Annotated in this window: 20 protein-coding genes and 1 riboswitch; of the genes, 19 read left to right on the top strand and 1 reads right to left on the bottom strand. The window is 73.1% G+C overall.

Features of this window, described 5'->3' with window-relative positions; genetic code table 11:
• Positions 1–10: 10 nt before the first annotated feature.
• The 12 genes from pyrF (at position 11) to ACZ43H_RS06720 (ending at position 10,799) form a co-directional block, all read left to right on the top strand.
• Entirely contained in the window at positions 11–835 is an 825-nt protein-coding gene (gene pyrF / locus ACZ43H_RS06665) for an orotidine-5'-phosphate decarboxylase (protein WP_464588762.1), read from the top strand.
• Entirely contained in the window at positions 832–1,269 is a 438-nt protein-coding gene (locus ACZ43H_RS06670; protein ID WP_464588764.1) for a hypothetical protein, read from the top strand. Before pyrF ends, ACZ43H_RS06670 begins: the two co-directional genes overlap by 4 nt.
• 110 nt (positions 1,270–1,379) lie before the next feature.
• Entirely contained in the window at positions 1,380–1,700 is a 321-nt protein-coding gene (mihF, locus tag ACZ43H_RS06675; protein ID WP_379183649.1) for an integration host factor, actinobacterial type, read from the top strand.
• Positions 1,693–2,295, top strand: a complete 603-nt coding sequence (gene gmk / locus ACZ43H_RS06680) for a guanylate kinase (protein WP_464588766.1) — start codon at positions 1,693–1,695, stop codon at positions 2,293–2,295. The genes mihF and gmk overlap by 8 nt, the downstream gene beginning before the upstream one ends.
• A 33-nt stretch (positions 2,296–2,328) precedes the next feature.
• Positions 2,329–2,661, top strand: coding sequence for a DNA-directed RNA polymerase subunit omega (rpoZ, locus tag ACZ43H_RS06685; protein ID WP_379182903.1), 333 nt, complete (start codon positions 2,329–2,331; stop codon positions 2,659–2,661).
• Positions 2,662–2,775: 114 nt separating this feature from the next.
• Positions 2,776–3,978, top strand: a complete 1,203-nt coding sequence (coaBC, locus tag ACZ43H_RS06690; protein ID WP_464590751.1) for a bifunctional phosphopantothenoylcysteine decarboxylase/phosphopantothenate--cysteine ligase CoaBC — start codon at positions 2,776–2,778, stop codon at positions 3,976–3,978.
• Positions 3,979–4,050: 72 nt separating this feature from the next.
• Positions 4,051–5,241 carry a methionine adenosyltransferase gene (gene metK, locus ACZ43H_RS06695; RefSeq protein WP_464588768.1) on the top strand — a complete coding sequence of 397 codons (1,191 nt, stop codon included), beginning with the start codon at positions 4,051–4,053 and terminating at the stop codon, positions 5,239–5,241.
• Between the two features lie 157 nt (positions 5,242–5,398).
• Positions 5,399–7,441, top strand: coding sequence for a primosomal protein N' (locus tag ACZ43H_RS06700; RefSeq protein WP_464588770.1), 2,043 nt, complete (start codon positions 5,399–5,401; stop codon positions 7,439–7,441).
• A gap of 48 nt (positions 7,442–7,489) precedes the next feature.
• Positions 7,490–8,035 carry a peptide deformylase gene (gene def, locus ACZ43H_RS06705; RefSeq protein ID WP_464588771.1) on the top strand — a complete coding sequence of 182 codons (546 nt, stop codon included), beginning with the start codon at positions 7,490–7,492 and terminating at the stop codon, positions 8,033–8,035.
• Positions 8,036–8,048: 13 nt separating this feature from the next.
• Positions 8,049–8,975: a methionyl-tRNA formyltransferase gene (gene fmt / locus ACZ43H_RS06710; RefSeq protein WP_464588773.1), complete on the top strand. Its 927-nt coding sequence runs from the start codon at positions 8,049–8,051 to the stop codon at positions 8,973–8,975.
• A 32-nt stretch (positions 8,976–9,007) separates the two neighbouring features.
• The gene (locus ACZ43H_RS06715; RefSeq protein WP_464588774.1) at positions 9,008–9,409 is read left to right on the top strand and encodes an MmcQ/YjbR family DNA-binding protein; all 402 of its coding nucleotides are present in this window, start codon (positions 9,008–9,010) and stop codon (positions 9,407–9,409) included.
• Positions 9,402–10,799 carry an RsmB/NOP family class I SAM-dependent RNA methyltransferase gene (locus ACZ43H_RS06720; protein WP_464588776.1) on the top strand — a complete coding sequence of 466 codons (1,398 nt, stop codon included), beginning with the start codon at positions 9,402–9,404 and terminating at the stop codon, positions 10,797–10,799. Before ACZ43H_RS06715 ends, ACZ43H_RS06720 begins: the two co-directional genes overlap by 8 nt.
• Here ACZ43H_RS06720 and ACZ43H_RS06725 read toward each other — a convergent pair.
• Positions 10,796–11,521 (bottom strand): AAA family ATPase, encoded by a 726-nt coding sequence (locus ACZ43H_RS06725; protein WP_464588778.1) that lies wholly within the window; start codon positions 11,519–11,521, stop codon positions 10,796–10,798. The two genes, ACZ43H_RS06720 and ACZ43H_RS06725, sit on opposite strands and share 4 nt — an antisense overlap.
• 39 nt (positions 11,522–11,560) lie before the next feature.
• Between ACZ43H_RS06725 and ligD the strand changes: the two genes are divergently transcribed.
• From ligD to ACZ43H_RS06760, 7 genes are all read left to right on the top strand, one after another.
• Positions 11,561–12,529 (top strand): non-homologous end-joining DNA ligase, encoded by a 969-nt coding sequence (ligD, locus tag ACZ43H_RS06730; protein WP_464588780.1) that lies wholly within the window; start codon positions 11,561–11,563, stop codon positions 12,527–12,529.
• A 24-nt stretch (positions 12,530–12,553) separates the two neighbouring features.
• Entirely contained in the window at positions 12,554–13,216 is a 663-nt protein-coding gene (rpe, locus tag ACZ43H_RS06735; protein ID WP_464588781.1) for a ribulose-phosphate 3-epimerase, read from the top strand.
• A gap of 139 nt (positions 13,217–13,355) precedes the next feature.
• Positions 13,356–14,651, top strand: coding sequence for an MFS transporter (locus ACZ43H_RS06740; protein ID WP_464588783.1), 1,296 nt, complete (start codon positions 13,356–13,358; stop codon positions 14,649–14,651).
• Between the two features lie 76 nt (positions 14,652–14,727).
• Positions 14,728–14,880: riboswitch (FMN riboswitch) on the top strand.
• Between the two features lie 86 nt (positions 14,881–14,966).
• Positions 14,967–16,025 carry a bifunctional diaminohydroxyphosphoribosylaminopyrimidine deaminase/5-amino-6-(5-phosphoribosylamino)uracil reductase RibD gene (gene ribD, locus ACZ43H_RS06745; RefSeq protein WP_464588785.1) on the top strand — a complete coding sequence of 353 codons (1,059 nt, stop codon included), beginning with the start codon at positions 14,967–14,969 and terminating at the stop codon, positions 16,023–16,025.
• Positions 16,025–16,657 carry a riboflavin synthase gene (locus ACZ43H_RS06750; RefSeq protein ID WP_464588786.1) on the top strand — a complete coding sequence of 211 codons (633 nt, stop codon included), beginning with the start codon at positions 16,025–16,027 and terminating at the stop codon, positions 16,655–16,657. The genes ribD and ACZ43H_RS06750 overlap by 1 nt, the downstream gene beginning before the upstream one ends.
• Complete coding sequence (gene pnuC / locus ACZ43H_RS06755) at positions 16,657–17,331, top strand: nicotinamide riboside transporter PnuC (RefSeq protein WP_464588788.1); 675 nt, start codon at positions 16,657–16,659, stop codon at positions 17,329–17,331. Before ACZ43H_RS06750 ends, pnuC begins: the two co-directional genes overlap by 1 nt.
• Complete coding sequence (locus tag ACZ43H_RS06760; protein WP_464588790.1) at positions 17,328–18,599, top strand: bifunctional 3,4-dihydroxy-2-butanone-4-phosphate synthase/GTP cyclohydrolase II; 1,272 nt, start codon at positions 17,328–17,330, stop codon at positions 18,597–18,599. Before pnuC ends, ACZ43H_RS06760 begins: the two co-directional genes overlap by 4 nt.
• Position 18,600: the final 1 nt, after the last annotated feature.

Below are 18,600 nucleotides of genomic sequence, written 5' to 3' on the forward strand. Positions count from 1 at the left end.
AGGCAGCCGCATGACCTTCGGGACCCGAGTCCACGCCGCCATCGCCGAGCGCGGGCCGCTCTGCGCAGGGATCGACCCCCACGCCTCGCTGCTGCGTGAGTGGGGCCTCGACGACGACGTGGCCGGTCTCGAGCGGTTCGCGCTGACCGCGGTGGAGGGCCTCGCGCCGCACGTCTCGGTGGTCAAGCCCCAGTCCGCCTTCTACGAGCGCTTCGGCAGCCGCGGTGTCGCGGTGCTCGAGCGCGTCGTCGCCGAGTCGCGCGCCGCGGGCGCGCTGGTCCTGCTCGACGTCAAGCGCGGCGACATCGGCTCGACCTCGCAGGCGTACGCCGACGCCTACCTCGACCCGACCTCCCCGCTGGCGGCCGACGCCATCACCGCAAGTCCCTACCTCGGGTTCGGGTCGCTGGACCCCATGATCGAGACCGCCCGTCGTCACGACGCCGGCGTCTTCGTCCTCGCGCTCACCTCCAACAAGGAGGGCCCCGAGGTGCAGCACGCCACCACCGACGAGGGCGGCACCGTCGCCGGGCTGGTGCTGGACCGGCTCCGCGGGCTCAACGAGGGCGCCGAGCCGCTGGGCTCCTTCGGCGCCGTCGTCGGCGCCACGATCGGGGAGACCGGCGAGCGGCTGGACATCAACGGCCCCCTCCTCGCGCCCGGGTACGGCGCGCAGGGCGGCACCGTGGACGACATGCGCCGCATCTTCGGCACGGCAGCCGGGTCGGTGCTGGCGAGCTCGTCGCGCGAGATCCTGCGCGCGGGTCCCGAGCCGCGGTCGCTGGCCGACGCCGCCGCCCGTGCCAACGACGAGCTCGCGGGGCTGCGCGGATGAGGCTGGCGTCGGTGCTGCTCGCCCTCGCCCTGCTGCCGGTGGCCGCCGGGTGCGGCGACAGCAAGGACGACTACTGCTCGGCGGTCGAGGAGCACCAGCAGGAGCTCACCGACATCACCAGCGACGGCGGGCAGGACTCGCTGATCCGGGCCCTGGACATCTTCAAGGACCTGCAGGACAAGTCGCCCAGCGACATCAGCGACGAGTGGCAGCAGGTCGTCGGCCGGGTCGAGGCCCTCGACGAGGCCCTGCAGGCGGCGGGCGTCGACCCCGCGTCGTACGACCGCAAGAACCCGCCCGCGGGGCTCACCGGGGAGGAGAAGGCCCGCATCGACGCGGCCGCTCGTGAGCTCGGCAGCGGGCCCACCCTGGCCGCGCTGCAGGCGCTCGACCAGGAGGCGCGCGACGTCTGCCAGACACCGCTGACCCTGTAGCCCGAGGCCGGACCGGCGGTGGTTCGGGCCGCGATTGCTGCGCGCCGAGAGTTCTGACTAGATTGACCTCTCACCGTCTCCACCCCCTCCACCCGAAGGACTTGACGCACGTGGCCTTGCCCCCGCTCACCCCCGAACAGCGCCAGGCGGCCCTCGACAAGGCCGCCGCCTCCCGTCGGGAACGGGCCGAGGTGAAGAACCGCCTCAAGAACTCCGGCGGGTCCATCGTCGACGTCCTGCGCGAAGGCCAGGAGAACGAGGTCATCGGCAAGATGCGCGTCGTCGACCTGCTGCAGTCGATGCCGGGTCTCGGCAAGGTCCGCGCGCGCCAGGTGATGGAGCGGCTCGGCATCGCCGAGAGCCGCCGCGTGCGGGGTCTCGGCACCAAGCAGGTGGCCGCGCTCGAGCGCGAGTTCGCCGGGCGTGACTGACCCGGAGCGCCGCTCCCGGCTCGTCGTCCTCGCCGGCCCCACCGCCGTCGGCAAGGGCACCGTGGCGGCGGCCGTGCGCGAGTCGCACCCCGAGGTCTGGATCAGCGTCTCCGCCACCACCCGCAAGCCCCGCCCGGGGGAGGTGAACGGCGTCCACTACTGGTTCGTCTCCGACGAGGAGTTCGACCGGATGATCGCCGAGGACGACCTCCTCGAGTGGGCCGTCGTGCACAAGGCCGCCCGGTACGGCACGCCGCGGCAGCCCGTGGACCTCGCCCTGGCCTCGGGACGGCCCGCGATGCTCGAGATCGACCTCCAGGGCGCCCGGCAGGTCCGCGAGACGATGCCGGACGCGCTGTTCGTCTTCCTGGCGCCGCCGACGTGGGAGGAGCTGGTGCGCCGGCTGGTCGGGCGCGGCACCGAGACCGAGGAGGAGCGCGAGCGCCGCCTCGAGACCGCCCGCGAGGAGCTGGCCGCCGAGTCGGAGTTCGACGTGACGATCGTCAACCACGAAGTTCACGCTGCAGCCGAGCAGTTGGTAACCTTGATGACGGTGGGAGAAGAGCGTCCTCCGTTCCGTCCCACCGAATCCTGATCCGACCCCTACTGACCCAGCGAGGCTTCACGCGTGTCTGCCCCCAACATCGCCGCCGAGGGTGTCACCAACCCCTCGATCGACGACCTGCTCACCAAGACCGACAGCAAGTACAAGCTGGTCCTCTACAGCGCCAAGCGCGCCCGGCAGATCAACGCCTACTACTCCCAGCTCGGCGAGGGCCTGCTGGAGTACGTCGGCCCGCTCGTCGACACCCACGTCCAGGAGAAGCCCCTCTCGATCGCGCTGCGCGAGATCAACGAGGACCTGCTGACCTGTGAGGACATCGACCCCGCCGAGCTCGCCGCCGAGGAGGCCGCCGCCAAGGCCGCCACGCTCGAGCAGTCGTTCAGCTCGCCGGAGTGACCCAGCTCTGACAGGCTGGCCCGCATGACCAGCAACGACCACGTGGCCGTCCCCCGAGCCGGGGGGCGGCCTCGTGCACTTCGGGACGGTCGCAGCACGACCTCACCAGCAACCATCGTCCTCGGGGTCTCCGGCGGGATCGCGGCGTACAAGGCCTGCGAGCTGCTGCGCCGCTTCACCGAGTCCGGCCACGACGTCACGGTGGTGCCCACCGCGGCCGCCCTGGAGTTCGTGGGCGCGCCCACCTGGGCGGCCCTGTCGGGCAAGCCGGTGGCGACCGACGTGTGGAGCGCCGTGCACGAGGTGCCGCACGTGCGGATCGGCCAGACCGCCGACCTGGTCGTGGTGGCGCCGGCGACGGCCGACCTGATGGCCAAGGCCGCGCACGGCCTGGCCGACGACCTGCTCACCAACACGCTGCTGACCGCGCGCTGCCCGGTCGTCCTCGCCCCGGCGATGCACACCGAGATGTGGGAGCACGCCGCGACCCGCGCCAACGTGGCCACCCTGCGCTCGCGCGGCTGCGTGGTCATCGAGCCGGCCGAGGGCAGGCTCACCGGCAAGGACACCGGCAAGGGGCGGCTGCCCGACCCGGCGGAGATCTTCGAGGCCTGCACCGAGGTGCTGGCCCGGGGAGCCACCGTGCCGGACCTCGCGGGCCGCACCGTCGTCGTCTCGGCGGGCGGGACCCGCGAGTACCTCGACCCCGTGCGGTTCCTCGGCAACCGCTCCTCGGGGCTGCAGGGGTACGCCCTGGCCCGGGTCGCCGCCGCTCGCGGCGCCGAGGTCACGCTGGTCAGCGCCAACGTGTCGCTGCCCGACCCGGCCGGGGTCAAGGTGGTGCGCGTGGAGACCACCGCGCAGCTCCGGGAGGAGGTCGTCTCCGCGGCGGCCACCGCCGACGCCGTCGTGATGGCCGCAGCGCCTGCCGACTTCCGCCCGATCGCCGTCAGCGACGCCAAGATCAAGAAGGCCGCCGACGGGTCGGCCCCCGCGATCGAGCTGGCGCAGAACCCCGACATCCTGCGCGAGATCAGCGCCGACCGGGCCTGGCCCGGGTCGGTGGTGGTCGGGTTCGCCGCCGAGACCGGCGACGACACCGGCTCGGTCCTCGAGCTCGGCCGCGCCAAGCTCGCACGCAAGGGCTGCGACCTGCTGGTCGTCAACGACGTGAGCGGGGGAGCGGTGTTCGGCAGCCCCGACAACGAGGCCGTGATCCTGGGTGCGGACGGTGCCGCCGTCGACGTCCCCCACGGATCGAAGTCGGCCCTGGCGCATGTCATTTGGGACGAAGTGGCCCGCAGGCTGCAAGATTGAGACGTTCGTCCCGCGTTTCGGGACGATCGATATCGTTGCGATATCGCCATCGAACGGGAGTGGGTTAGCACTGTGCCTGGACGTCTCTTCACGTCGGAGTCGGTGACCGAGGGTCACCCGGACAAGATCGCCGACCAGATCAGCGACTCTGTCCTCGACGCGATGCTCGAGCAGGATCCCGCCAGCCGCGTCGCCGTGGAGACGCTGCTCACCACGGGCCTCGTGGTGGTGGCCGGCGAGGTCGACACCACCGGCTACGTCGACATCAAGAAGGTCGTGCGCGAGCGGATCCTCGAGATCGGCTACGACTCCTCGCTGAAGGGGTTCGACGGCCACTCGTGCGGCGTCATGGTCGCCATCGGCGGTCAGTCCGGCGACATCGCGCAGGGCGTCGACACCGGCCACGAGAGCCGCACCGGCTCCGTGGACGCGATGGACAAGCAGGGTGCCGGCGACCAGGGGCTGATGTTCGGCTACGCCTGCGACGACACCGACGTGCTCATGCCACTGCCGATCGTCATCGCGCAGCGCCTCTCCGAGCGCCTCTCGGAGGTCCGCAAGGACAAGACGCTGGAGTACCTCCGTCCCGACGGCAAGACCCAGGTCACCATCGAGTACGACGCCGAGAACCGCCCGGTGCGCATCGACACCGTGGTGCTCTCGACGCAGCACGCCGAGGAGATCGAGCTCGGCACGCTCGAGGACGACATGAAGAAGCACGTCATCGACCCGGTGCTCGAGACCTTCGAGATCCCCTCCGAGGGCTACCGGCTGCTGGTGAACCCCACCGGCCGCTTCGTGGTCGGCGGCCCGATGGGCGACGCCGGCCTCACCGGCCGCAAGATCATCGTCGACACCTACGGCGGCATGGCCCGCCACGGTGGCGGCGCCTTCTCCGGCAAGGACCCGTCGAAGGTGGACCGGTCCGCGGCGTACGCCATGCGCTGGGTGGCCAAGAACGTCGTGGCCTCCGGCCTGGCCCGCCGCTGCGAGGCGCAGGTGGCCTACGCCATCGGCAAGGCCCAGCCGGTCGGTGTCTTCATCGAGACCTTCGGCACCGGCACGGTCCCCGACGAGCGGATCCAGCAGGCGGTGCTCGAGGTCTTCGACCTGCGCCCCGCCGCGATCATCCGCGACCTCGACCTGCTGCGTCCCATCTACGCCAAGACCGCGGCGTACGGCCACTTCGGCCGCGAGCTCCCCGAGTTCACCTGGGAGCGGACCGACCGCGCCGAGGCGCTGAAGGCCGCAGCGGTTCGCTGAGGCGGACAGTTTCGCCGGTCAGCCGGTGAAACCGGCACTGGTCAGGTGGTGCGCCCCCTGACCAGTGCCGGTCTCCCGTGACCGGTCCGCTGCTCGTGCCGCGACGAGCCCGATGTCGCCGCACGGCCCGTCGGCGCCCGCTGGTAGAACTGCGCCCATGACCGACCCCGAGGAGCAGCCCGAGCTGCTGCCCGGGATGGTGCGGGCGACGGTCAGGGCGTCCCGGGCCAAGGCGCGCGCCACGCGCGCCAAGAAGGCCGCCGAGCAGGAGCTCACCGACGTCGACCCGGTCGCTCGGGTGCTCGTCGACGTCCCGCTGGCCCACCTCGACCGGCCCTTCGACTACGCCGTCCCGGCGGCGATGGCCGAGGCGGCGCGTCCCGGCACGCGCGTCAAGGTCCGCTTCGCCGGCCAGGACGTCGACGGCTACCTCGTCGCGCGGGCCGCGGAGTCCGACCACCCCGGCCGGTTGGCCCCGTTGCGCCGGGTGGTGAGCCCCGAGCAGGTGCTGACCCCGGAGGTGGCCGGGCTCACCGCCGATCTCGCCGGGCGGTACGCCGGCGCCCGGGCCGACGTGCTCCGCCTGGCCGTCCCGCCCCGCCACGCGACCACCGAGAAGCAGCCCTCCGCGGCCGCGCCGGAGCCCCGCGCGTGGGACCCGGTCGCCGCCGCGGCTGCCTGGGCGGGCCACGAGCCCGCGGCCGCCTTCCTGCACCACCTCGCCGAGGGCGGCAGCCCGCGGGCCGTCTGGTCGGTCGCCCCGGCCACCGACTGGCCGCTCGCCCTGGCCCACGCCGCCGCGGCGACGTACTCGGCGGGCCGCGGCGTCCTGATCTGCGTCCCGGACGGCAAGGACGCCGCCCGCGTCGACCGCGCGCTCGGCCAGGTGCTCGGGGAGGGCCACCACGTGCTGCTGGCCGCCGACAGCGGGCCCGCGGCGCGCTACCGCGACTTCCTCGCCCTCAGCCGCGGCGCTCGCCGGGTCGTGGTCGGCACCCGCGCCGCCGCGCTTGCCCCGGTGCGCGACCTGGGTCTGGTCGTGGTCTGGGACGACGGCGACGACCTGCACGCCGAGCCCCGGGCGCCGTACCCCCACACCCGCGAGACGCTGCTCCTGCGCGCCGAGCGTGAGGGCGCCGCGGCCCTGGTCGGCGGGTTCGCACGCACCGTCGAGGCCGAGTACCTCCTCCGCACGGGCTGGGCCCGCGAGCTCGCGCCGCCCCGCGGCGTGTTGCGCGAACGCGTCACCGTCGGCGTGGCCGGAGCCTCCGACCGCGACCTCGCCCGCGACCCGCTGGCGCGCGGCGCGCGCGTCCCGCGGCAGGTCCACGACGCGATCCGCACGGGACTGCTGACCGGCCCCGTGCTGGTGCAGACCCCCAGGACGGGGTACGCCGCCGCGCTGGCCTGCGAGCGCTGCCGGACCCCGGCCCGGTGTGCGGCCTGCACCGGACCGCTGGCCCTGACCGGTTCCACCACCCCGCCCGCCTGTCGCTGGTGCGGGACGGCGGCGGAGGAGTGGCGCTGCCCGGAGTGCGGCCACCGGGGGCTGCGCGCGCCGGTCCTGGGTGATGCCCGGACGGCCGAGGAGCTCGGACGGTCCTTCCCCGCGGTCCGGGTCCGCACCTCCAGCGGCGAGCGCGTGCTCAGCGACGTCGACGACACCCCGGCCATCGTGGTGGCGACGCCGGGGGCCGAGCCGGTGGCGCACGGGGGCTACCCCGCCGTGGTGCTGCTCGACACCTGGCTGCTGCTCGGCCGGACCGACCTGCGCACCCACGAGGAGGCCCTGCGCCGGTGGAGCAACGCGGCCGGCCTGGTCCGCGCGGGCGGCGAGGTCATCGCGGTCGGCGACCCGGCCCATCCGGCGCTGCAGGCGCTGGTGCGCTGGGACCCGGGCGGCTTCGCGGCCCGGGAGATGCAGGAGCGCCAGGAGGCGCACCTGCCGCCCGCCAGCCGGATCGCGACGGTGACCGGTGAGCCCGGAGCCGTCGACGACGCGCTGACGCTGCTGTCGCCGCCGCCGGGGGCAGAGGTCCTCGGGCCGGTGGACGTCGACGAGGGGGAGTGCCGGGTGGTGGTGCGCGTCCCGCGGGCCCAGGGGAGCGCCCTGTCGAGGGCGCTGGGCGACCTGCAGCGCATGCGTTCGGCCCGCAAGCTCACCGCGGTGCGGATCCAGGTGGACCCCCCGACGCTCTGACGGGTGGCTCCCTAGACTGTCCTCGCATCCCCCAGTGCAAGGAGTCCCGTGGCCGTCCAGCCCATCCGTCTCTTCGGCGATCCCGTCCTGCGCAAGCCCGCGATCGAGGTCGTCGACTTCGACAAGGAGCTGCGCAAGCTCATCGCCGACCTCACCGACACGATGCTCGAGGCGCCCGGTGCCGGCCTCGCGGCGCCGCAGATCGGTGTCGGGCTGCGCGCCTTCACCTGGAACGTCGACGGCGAGGTCGGGCACCTCGTCAACCCGCGACTCGAGCTCTCCGAGGAGGTCCAGGACGGCCCGGAGGGCTGCCTGTCGATCCCCGGGCTCACCATCGACTGCCGTCGCGCGCTGACCGTGGTCGCCCACGGTTTCGACATGTACGGCGAGCCGGTCACGATCAGCGGCTCGGACTACCTCGCCCGGGCGATCCAGCACGAGACCGACCACCTCGACGGCGTCCTGTTCGTCGACCGGCTCGACCCCGAGGCACGCAGGGCCGCCATGAAGGCGATCCGCGACTCGGAGTGGTTCGGCCTGGAGAAGCCCACCGTGAAGGTGTCGCCGCACGCGACCCGCGGGCTCGGGTTCTGACGGGGCCCGGCAGATGCGACTCGTCTTCGCCGGCACCCCCGAGGTGGCCGTCCCCTCGCTCGACGCCCTCGTGGCCTCCCGCCACGAGCTGGTCGGCGTCGTCACCCGACCCGACGCGCCCGCCGGGCGCGGCCGCAAGCTGGTCGCGAGCCCGGTCGGGCAGCGCGCCGAGGAGCTCGGCATCCCGGTGCTCAAGCCCGACCACCCGCGGGATCCCGCGTTCCAGGCCGCCCTGCGCGAGCTGGCGCCCGACTGCTGCCCGGTGGTGGCCTACGGCGCCCTGCTGCCCCAGTCGGCGCTCGACATCCCGGTGCACGGATGGGTCAACCTCCACTTCTCGGTGCTGCCGTCCTGGCGGGGTGCGGCTCCGGTGCAGCACTCCCTGTGGGCCGGCGACGAGGTCACCGGCGCCACCACGTTCCGGATCGTCAAGGAGCTCGACGCCGGCCCTACCTTCGGCGTGATGACCGAGCGGATCCGCCCCCGCGACACTGCGGGCGACCTGCTGGGCCGGCTGGCCGAGGGCGGCGCGGGACTGCTCGTCGACACCCTCGACGGCATCGAGGACGGGATGCTCGAGGCCCGGGCGCAGCAGGCCGAGGGGGTCAGCTTCGCGCCGAAGATCACCGTGGACGACGCCCGCATCGACTGGACCGAGCCCGCGGTGGCCGTGGACCGGCGGATCCGCGCCTGCACCCCGGCCCCCGGCGCCTGGTCGACCCACGAGGACCAGCGGATCAAGCTCGGCCCCGTGACGCCGGTCGGTGACCTCGACCCGCTGCCACCGGGCGTCCTCCACGTCACCAAGAACGCCGTCCACGTCGGCACCGGCACCGGCCCCGTCCGGTTGGGCGAGGTCAAGGCGTTCGGCAAGAAGCAGATGGCCGCGGCCGACTGGGCACGGGGTGTCCGGCTCGACACAGGTTCCCGTTTCGCATGATCGGTGTGCTCGCTCCCGATACCGTCGGGAGCATGACTCGCCGGGCCTGCTCCGACGACATCCACGAGATCTGCATGTCTCTGCCGGAGGTCGAGCTCGGCACGTCCTGGGGCGACCGGCCGACGTACAAGGTGCGCGGCAAGGGATTCCTGATGCACCGGGCCCCGCACCGGACCGCGGTCGACCCGGCGACGGGCGAGATGTACGACGACCTGCTGGTCATCCGGGTCCCCTCCACGGTCGAGAAGGAGGCGCTGGTCCAGGACGAGCGGCTGCCGTTCTTCACCATCGACCACTTCCGCGGCTACGACGCCGTGCTCGTCCAACAGTCCCGCCTCGGGGAGATCGACCGCGACGAGCTGGTCGAGATCATCACCGACGCCTGGGCGGCCAAGGCGCCCAAGGCCCTCGCCAGGAAGTTCCTCGATGGCTGACGTGCCCACCCGGACCGGACGCGCCTCCGCACGTTCAGGACCCTCGAAGGCGGGTGTCGACCCGGCCCGCCTGGCCGCGCTGGACGTGCTCAAGGCGGTCCGCGTCGACCAGGCCTACACCAACCTGGTGCTGCCCGCTGTCCTGAAGCACCACGGCCTGAGCGGGCGCGACGCCGCGTTCGTCACCGAGCTCGCCTCGGGGACGATCCGCCGGCGGGGCACGTACGACGCCGTCCTCGCGGCCTGCGTGGACCGGCCGCTGAGCAAGGTGGAGGCCAAGGTCCTCGACGCGCTGCGGCTCGGCACCCACCAGCTGCTCTCGATGCGGGTCCCGTCGCACGCCGCCATCAGCACCACCGTGGACCTGGTCCGGGCCAAGGTCAGCTCGGGAGCGGCCGGCTTCGCCAACGCGGTCCTGCGGCGGGTCGCCGAGCAGGACCTCGAGGAGTGGATCGGCCGCGTGGCGCCGGACCCGCGGGTCGCCCCGGTGCGCTACGCGTCGATCGCCTACAGCCACCCGCAGTGGGTCGTCGAGGAGCTGCGGAACGCGGTCGGCTGGAACGAGCTCCACGACCTGCTCGCCGCCGACAACGAGCCACCCAAGGTCACGCTGGTGGCGCGCCCGGGGCGCGCGACCCGCGAGGAGCTCCCCGGTGCGCCGACGCCGTGGTCGCCGTACGGCGTGGTCCTCGAGGGCGGCGACCCCGGGTCGGTCCCCGCGGTGGCCGAGGGCCGCGCGGGCGTGCAGGACGAGGGCTCGCAGCTGGTCGCGATGGCGCTCGCCGCAGCGCCGGTCGAGGGCGAGGACCGCACCTGGCTCGACCTGTGCGCCGGGCCGGGCGGCAAGGCGGCGCTGCTGGCCGCGCTCGCCGCCCGCCGCGGTGCGCGCCTGGTCGCGGGGGAGCGGCAGCCGCACCGGGCCCGTCTGGTGACCCGCTCGCTGGCGGGCGCCGAGGGCGTCCTGGGCGTGGTCGCCGCCGACGGCACCGCCCCGCCCTGGCGCGCGGACACCTTCGACCGCGTCCTCGTGGACGCGCCCTGCACGGGCCTGGGGGCGCTGCGACGCCGGCCCGAGGCGCGCTGGCGGCGCAAGGCCGATGACCTGCTCGCGCTGGTCCTGCTGCAGCGCTCGCTGCTCGGGTCGGCCCTCGACCTGGTCCGGCCCGGTGGTGTCGTGCTCTACGCGACCTGCTCCCCGGTGCTGGCCGAGACCCAGGGCGTCGTCGCCTCGATCCTGCAGACCCGCTCCGACGTCACCCTGGAGGACGCCACGACGCTCCTCCCCGGTGTGCCGAACTGCGCCGGCCCCACCCCGGGGACCGTCCAGCTGTGGCCGCACCGGCACGGCACCGACGCGATGTTCCTGGCGCTGCTGCGCAGGTCCGCCTAGTCCTCGATGACGTGCCGCAGGTAGCGCTGCGGCGCCTCCAGGTACGCCCGCCAGTGCTGCACGAGCTCCAGCTGCTCCCACGTCGTGCGCCGCAGTCCCCACTCGCCGACCTCGAGGATCGTGGCGCCGGGCATCGCGGCGAGCACGGGGGAGTGGGTGGCGCACAGGACCTGGCCGCCGGCGGACACGACGCCGTGCAGCACGGACACGAGACCGAGGACCGACGAGAACGACAGGGCGGCCTCGGGCTCGTCGAGGCAGTAGAACCCCGGCGCGTCGAAGCGGCGCTCGAGCAGCTCGAGGAACGACTCACCGTGGCTCATCCGGTGGTACGCCGCGTCCCGCCTGCCGGGGTTGTCCTCCAGGTAGCTGTAGAAGCCGTGCATCGTCTCGGCCCGCAGGAAGAACCCCCACCGCGCGGCACCGATGCCGCGCTGCAGCCGGAGCGCGCCCGCCAGCGGCGACTCGGTGGCTCGGGTCGCGTGCTGGCTGCCGGTGGACCCGCCCTCGGGGGCCATCCCGTAGGCCGTGGCGACGGCCTCGACCAGCGTCGACTTGCCCGAGCCGTTCTCGCCGACCAGGAACGTCACCCCCCTCGGCAGGTCGAGCCCGTCCCGCGCGAGCTGGGTGACGGCGGGGATCGTCATCGGCCACTGGCGGGGCGGCAGGGCCCGCTCGGGGTCCACCGAGACCCGGACGACCGGCGGCTGGTCGAAGTGCATGTCCGCACCGTACGACCGCCGACCCCCTAGATTGACGGCATGCCCGCCAAGCCGCCTGCCGTGGAGATCGAGGTGGACGACCGGGTGGTCCGGGTGAGCAACCCCGACCGGGTCTACTTCCCCGACTCGGGCGCGACCAAGCTGGACCTGGTCGAGTACTACCTGGCAGTCGGCCCGGGCATCGTCAACGCGCTCTTCGAGCGGCCGTGCATGCTGCACCGGTTCCCCAAGGGGCTGGCCGGCGACAAGGTCCACCAGAAGCGGCTGCCGGCGGGTGCGCCGCCGTGGGTGGAGACGGTGCAGCTGCACTTCCCGCGCTGGAACCGGACCGCGGACGAGCTCTGCGTCACCGAGCTCGGCAGCGTGGTCTGGGCGGTGCAGATGTCGACGGTGGAGTTCCACCCCTGGAACAGCCGCCGTGACGACACCGAGAAGCCCGACGAGTGGCGCATCGACCTCGACCCGGGGCCGGCCTGCGACTTCGCCACCGTCCAGCGGGTCGCCGGGGTGGCCCGCGAGGTGCTCGACGAGCTGGGCGCGACCGGCTTCCCGAAGACCAGTGGCAGCAAGGGGCTGCACGTCTACGTCCGGATCCGGCCCGACCACGGCTTCAAGGACGTACGCCGCGCGGCGCTCGCGTTCGCCCGCGAGGTCGAGCGGCGCGCACCCGACGACGTGACGACGACCTGGTGGAAGAAGGACCGCGACCCCCACCACCTGTTCGTGGACTACAACCAGAACGCCCGCGACCACACCATCGCGGCGGCGTACTCCGTTCGTGGTCTCCCCGACGCCCGCGTGTCCACCCCGATCCGCTGGGACGAGGTGGACTCGGTCGACCCGCGTGACTTCACGATCTTCACGGTGCCGCAGCGCTTCGCCGAGATCGGCGACCTGCACGCCGACATCGACGACCACGTCTTCGACATCGCTCCGCTGCTGGAGTGGGCCGAGCGTGACGAGCGGGCCGGCGCCGAGCCCCCGGCCGACCCCGATGGGCGGGCCTGACGCGGGGCCCTAGGATCGTGGCCCGTGGGTATCCAGATCACGCCGAGCATCCTGAACGCCGACTTCGCCGACCTCGGGACGGAGGTTGCCCGGATCGGCAGCGCCGACTGGGTGCACGTCGACGTGATGGACAACCACTTCGTCCCCAACCTCACCTTCGGTCCCACCATGGTCGAGGCGCTGGCCCGGTCCACGGACACCCCGCTGGACGCCCACCTGATGATCGAGGACCCCGACCGCAACGCGTTGGCGTACGTCGAGGCCGGCTGCGGGTCGGTGACCTTCCACGTGGAGGCGGCCAAGGCACCCGTGCGCCTGGCCCGCGAGATCCGCTCCCACGGCGCCCGCGCGAGCATGGCGCTCAAGCCCGCCACCCCGATCGAGCCCTACGAGGACTTGCTGCCCGAGCTCGACATGCTGCTGGTGATGACCGTCGAGCCCGGCTTCGGCGGCCAGAAGTTCCTGGACCTGTGCCTGCCCAAGATCCGCCGGGCCCGCCAGCTGATGGACAAGCACGGCGTCGAGACCTGGCTGCAGGTCGACGGGGGCGTCTCGCTCGAGACGATCGAGCGCTGCGCCGAGGCCGGCGCCGACGTCTTCGTGGCCGGCTCCGCGGTCTACTCCGCCGACGACCCCGACCGCATGGTCTCCGAGCTGCGCGCCCGGGCCGAGGCCGCCGTCCGCTAGGTCGAGTCGGCGCAAGCTCGTCGCGAAAACGGGTCGAGTCGGCGCAAGTTCGGCGCGAAAACGGGTCGAGTCGGCGCAAGCTCGGCGCGAGAACGGGTCGAGTCGGCGCAAGCTCGTCAGTCCCGGGGGATCATGGGCTGTGCGCCGTACGCCGCTGGTCCTGCTCGAGGCCGGGAACCTGGCGTCCGGCATCGGCAACGGCGTGGCGATCGTGGTGCTGCCCTGGCTGGTGCTCGACATCACCGGCAGCGCGTCGGCAGCCGGAGCGGTCGCCGCGGCCACGCTGCTCCCGCTGCTGGTCGCCAGCCTCTTCGTCGGCACGATCGTCGACATGGTCGGCCGCAAGCGGGTGGCGATCCTGTCCGACGTGCTCAGCGGTGTCAGCGTCGCGGCGATCCCGGTCCTCGGGCTGCTCGACCAGCTCAACGCCGCCTGGCTGATCGGCCTGGCCGTGGTCGGTGCCGCGCTCGACCCGGCCGGCTACACCGCACGCGAGGCGATGCTCCCCGGGGCCGCGACGGCCGCGGGCTGGGCGTGGGACCGGGCCAACGCCGTCCACGAGGCGGTCTTCGGTGTCGCTTACCTCCTCGGACCCGGCCTCGGGGGGCTCCTCATCGGGCTGGTCGGACCCCAGTCGGCGCTGTGGGGGACGGCCGCCGGATTCGGGCTGGCGGTCACCTGCACCGTGCTGCTCCGGATCCCCGGATCGGGTCGGCCCACCCACCACGAGCGCCCGGGCAGCGTCTGGCGCGGCACCGCCGAGGGGCTGGTCTTCGTCTGGCGACAGCCGTTGCTGCGGGACACGACCCTGCTGTGCTGCCTGCTGGTCTCCGCCTACCTGCCGTTCGAGTCGGTGATCCTGCCCGTCCACTTCACCGCCCTGGACAGCCCCGGCCAGCTCGGCCTGGTCGTCACCGCCATGAGCGGCGGCGGCGTGGTCGGTTCGCTGTGCCACCCCTGGTTCGTCGACCGGTGGGGACGGCACCGGGTCTTCGTCGTCAGCGTCATCACCGCGTGCCTGGCCCTGCTGGGGCTGGCGGCGCTCCCGCCGCTGGGCGCGATGATCTGCCTCGCGACGTTGACGGGTCTGTTCTGGGGGCCGGTGCAGCCCATCCTCAACCTCGCGATGCAGGTGCTCACCCCCGAGCCGATGCGCGGCCGGGTGATCGGCGTGATCACGTCGGCGACGTACGCCGCGGGGCCGCTCGGGCTGGTGCTCGCCGGACCGGCCGTGGACGCCTTCGGGCTGCTGCCGACCTCGCTCGCGCTCGCCACGATCGTGCTGGCGGCAGCCTTCCTGACGCTGCTGCCGAAGACCCTGCTCCAGCTCGACGAGCTCCGGGAGCCGGAGGCTGAGCACCTCGTCCAGGCCGCGGTCCCCACGCCCCACCCGTCCCACGTCGCGACCCCTTTCCCCGATCCCGACGAGCCCTGAGCGACCGAGTAGTGGGACACCTCACCGGATCCCGTGCTCGGGCCTGTGGCAAACTGGACCCGACGAGTTCAATTACTCGCGTGCTCTGGGGTCGGTGCAATTCCGAGCCGGCGGTGACCGGGCGAAGCTTGTTCGCCCGGAAGTCCGCGACCCGGTCACAGCCAGTGACCGGTTGACCAGGTGAGATTCCTGGACCGACGGTCAAAGTCCGGATGGGAAGCGCACGCAGGTAGGTGACCCGCAGTCCGTCCGTGACGGGCCAGCGCGTGGCACCCGCCGTCGCCCCGGAGTCCGCGACCGGACATGAGGGGCGAGATGACCAGCAGCTGCGCCGAGGAGCGCGCCATGCGTCGCGCCCTCGAGCTCGCGCAGACCCCGGGCGTCCCCCGAGGTCCGAACCCGCGGGTCGGCTGCGTCCTCCTCGACGACGACGGCCGCACCGTCGCGGAGGGGTTCCACCGCGGCGCCGGCACCGCCCACGCGGAGGCGGACGCCCTGTCCCGAGCGGGTACGGCGGCCCGCGGCACCACCGCAGTCGTCACGCTCGAGCCGTGCAACCACACCGGCCGCACCGGTCCGTGCGCGCAGGCGCTCGCCGCTGCCGGCGTACGCCGCGTGGTCTTCGCCCAGGCCGACCCCAACCCGGTCGCGGCGGGCGGGAGGGACACCCTCGTCGGTGCCGGCGTCGAGGTCGAGGGCGGCCTGCTCGCCGACGAGGCCCGCGCGGTCAACCGCACCTGGGCGTTCGCGGTCGAGCACGGCCGGCCTTTCGTCACCTGGAAGTTCGCCGCGACCCTCGACGGTCGCAGCGCCGCCGCCGACGGCACCAGCCGCTGGGTGTCGAGCACCGCAGCCCGTCGGGACACCCACCGGCTGCGCGCTCTCTGCGACACGATGCTGGTCGGCACCAACACGGTCGAGGTCGACGACCCGCTCCTGACCGTCCGCGACGAGCACGACCGGCCGCTGCCGCAGCAGCCCCTGCGCGCGATCATGGGGGAACGGGACCTCGACCCCGACCGCCGTGTCTTCGATCCCGCCCCCGCCAACGGAGCCGAGACGGTCCACCTCCGCACCCGCGACCCGCACGCCGCGTTGGCCGCGCTGTTCGCCCGCGACCGCCAGCACGTCTTCCTCGAGGGCGGCCCGACCCTGGCCGCCGCGTTCCTGCGGGCGGGCCTGGTCGACGAGATCGTCGCCTACGTCGCGCCGATGCTGCTCGGCGGCGGCCGCAACGCCGTCGCGGACCTCGGCATCGGCACCATCGCCGACGCCCTCCGCCCGCGCGTCGCCGACGTCACGGTCCTACCGGGCCTGGACGGCGAGAAGCCCAACGTCCGCATCACCATGACCCCCACCCACGAAGGAGCCTGATGTTCACGGGAATCGTCGAGGAGCTCGGCACCGTCGAGGCGGTCGAGGACCAGGGTGACGCCATCAGGCTCACGGTCCGGGCCACCACCGTCCTCGAGGACGCCGGGCTCGGCGACTCGATCGCGGTCAACGGCTGCTGCCTGACCGTCGCCTCGCGCACCGACAACACGTGGACCGCCGACGTGATGCAGGAGACCCTCGACAAGACCAGCCTATACGGCGTGGCCCCGGGCGACCGGGTCAACCTCGAGCGTGCCGTCACCGCCGACAAGCGCCTGGGCGGCCACATCGTGCAGGGCCACGTCGACGGGGTCGGCACGATCGTCGGTCGCAGCCCCAGTGAGCACTGGGAGGTCGTCGAGATCAGCCTGCCCGCCGAGCTCGCCCACCACCTCGTGGACAAGGGGTCGATCACCGTCGACGGGGTCAGCCTCACCGTCGTGTCGGCCGGTGAGGAGAGCTTCACCGTGAGCCTGATCCCCGAGACCCTGGCCCGCACGACGCTCGGCTTCCGGCAGCCCGGCGACCGCGTCAACCTGGAGACCGACGTCATCGCCAAGCACGTGGAGAAGCTGGTGACGAGCGGCTACCTCGAGCGGTTCCTCGCCGCGCGCGAGCGGAAGGACGCCTGATGCTCGACTGGCTCCTGCACGGGACCATCCCCGTCGGCGACACCGGCCTCTCGGTGCGCGAGGTCGTCGGCAACCTGTTCGGCCTCGCCAGCGCCCTGCTGGGCATGCGGCGTCGCGTCTGGGCCTGGCCGGTCGGCCTGGTCGGCAACGTGCTGCTGTTCACGGTGTTCGTCAGCGGCGAGCTCAGCGGCCAGACCGGCGGTGAACCCCTGTGGGGGCAGGCCGGGCGCCAGATCATGTTCGCGGTCGCCAGCCTCTACGGCTGGTGGCGCTGGTCGCGCACCCGCGACGCGGTCGACGGCGGTGCCATCGAGCCCCGGTGGGCGAGCGGTGCCGAGCGCGTGCTGCTGCTGGTCCTCGCGGTCGTGGGGTACGCCGCGGCGTACGAGATGTTGCAGCGCATCGGATCGTGGAACCCCACGACCGAGGCCTGGATCCTCGCGGGCTCGCTGCTCGCCACCTACGGCATGGCCCGCGGCTGGGTGGAGTTCTGGCTGGTGTGGATCGCCGTAGACGCCGTGGGCGTGACGACCCTGGTCCAGGCCGGCTACTACCCGACGGCCGGCATGTACCTGTTCTACGGCGGCTTCTGCGTCGTCGGCCTCGCCGCCTGGTGGCGGCACACCCGTACGGCGACCCGGGAGGTCGCCACCCTCGAAGGAGCACACGCATGAGCGAGAAGGTTCGCCTGGACACCGTCGAGCGGGCGATCGCCGACATCGCGGCCGGCAGGGCCGTGGTCGTCGTGGACGACGAGGACCGCGAGAACGAGGGCGACATCATCTTCGCGGCCAGCAAGGCCACGCCGGAGCTGATGGCGTTCACGATCCGCTACAGCAGCGGTGTCATCTGCGTGCCGATGCCGGCCGACATGCTGGACCGGCTCGAGATCCCGCTGATGACCCCGCACAACAAGGACAAGCTGCGCACGGCGTACACGATCTCGGTCGACGCCCGCGACGGCGTCACCACGGGCATCAGCGCGGCCGACCGGGCGCACACCGTCCGGGTGCTCGCGGACTCCGCCACCGAGCCGTGGGAGATCACCCGGCCCGGCCACGTGTTCCCGCTGCGCTACCGCGAGGGCGGCGTCCTGGTCCGGCGCGGCCACACCGAGGCGGCTGTCGACCTGGCCAAGCTGGCCGGTCTGACGCCCGCCGGCGTGCTCGTGGAGGTCGTCAACGACGACGGCACCATGAAGCGCGGCCCCGAGCTGCGCGAGTTCGCCGACGAGCACGGGCTGGCGATGATCTCCATCGACGACCTGGTCCGCTACCGGAGGCGCCACGAGAACCTCGTCGAGCGGGTCGCCGAGACCCGGCTGCCCACCCGCCACGGTGACTTCACGGCGTACGGCTACCGCATCACCGTCGACGGCTCCGAGCACATCGCGCTGGTGCACGGCGACGTGTCGGGCTCCGGCGGTGAAGGGGGAGAGCCGGTGCTGACCCGGGTCCACTCCGAGTGCCTGACCGGCGACGTCTTCGGCAGCCACCGGTGCGACTGCGGGCCACAGCTCGACGAGGCGCTGCAACGCATCGTCGCCGAGGGCAGGGGAGTGGTGGTCTACCTCCGGGGCCACGAGGGGCGCGGGATCGGGCTGGTGGCCAAGCTGCAGGCCTACCAGCTCCAGGACGGTGGTCGCGACACCGTCGACGCCAACCTCGACCTCGGACTGCCGGCCGACGCGCGCCACTACGGCACGGCGACCCAGGTGCTCCGTGACCTCGGCATCGGCCGGGTGCGGCTGCTGACCAACAACCCCGACAAGGTGAGCAACCTCGAGGACTTCGGCGTCGCGGTGACCGAGCGGGTCCCCCTCACGCCGCACCCGAACGACCACAACCTCGCCTACCTGCTGACCAAGCGGGACCGGATGGGCCACGTGCTGCCCGGCCTGACCGAGACCGTGACCGACGACCTGACTGCGAACGGAGCCTGAC

It is taken from the genome of Nocardioides sp. DN36, assembly GCF_055380375.1.

Bases quoted from the DNA above. Each gene is read 5' to 3' on its own strand.
- pyrF (WP_464588762.1), top strand. From the start codon at position 11: ATGACCTTCGGGACCCGAGTCCACGCCGCCATCGCCGAGCGCGGGCCG.
- ACZ43H_RS06670 (WP_464588764.1), top strand. From the start codon at position 832: ATGAGGCTGGCGTCGGTGCTGCTCGCCCTCGCCCTGCTGCCGGTGGCC.
- ACZ43H_RS06700 (WP_464588770.1), top strand. From the start codon at position 5,399: ATGACCGACCCCGAGGAGCAGCCCGAGCTGCTGCCCGGGATGGTGCGG.
- fmt (WP_464588773.1), top strand. From the start codon at position 8,049: ATGCGACTCGTCTTCGCCGGCACCCCCGAGGTGGCCGTCCCCTCGCTC.
- ACZ43H_RS06715 (WP_464588774.1), top strand. From the start codon at position 9,008: ATGACTCGCCGGGCCTGCTCCGACGACATCCACGAGATCTGCATGTCT.
- ACZ43H_RS06720 (WP_464588776.1), top strand. From the start codon at position 9,402: ATGGCTGACGTGCCCACCCGGACCGGACGCGCCTCCGCACGTTCAGGA.
- ACZ43H_RS06725 (WP_464588778.1), bottom strand. From the start codon at position 11,521: ATGCACTTCGACCAGCCGCCGGTCGTCCGGGTCTCGGTGGACCCCGAG.
- ligD (WP_464588780.1), top strand. From the start codon at position 11,561: ATGCCCGCCAAGCCGCCTGCCGTGGAGATCGAGGTGGACGACCGGGTG.
- ribD (WP_464588785.1), top strand. From the start codon at position 14,967: ATGACCAGCAGCTGCGCCGAGGAGCGCGCCATGCGTCGCGCCCTCGAG.
- ACZ43H_RS06750 (WP_464588786.1), top strand. From the start codon at position 16,025: ATGTTCACGGGAATCGTCGAGGAGCTCGGCACCGTCGAGGCGGTCGAG.
- pnuC (WP_464588788.1), top strand. From the start codon at position 16,657: ATGCTCGACTGGCTCCTGCACGGGACCATCCCCGTCGGCGACACCGGC.
- ACZ43H_RS06760 (WP_464588790.1), top strand. From the start codon at position 17,328: ATGAGCGAGAAGGTTCGCCTGGACACCGTCGAGCGGGCGATCGCCGAC.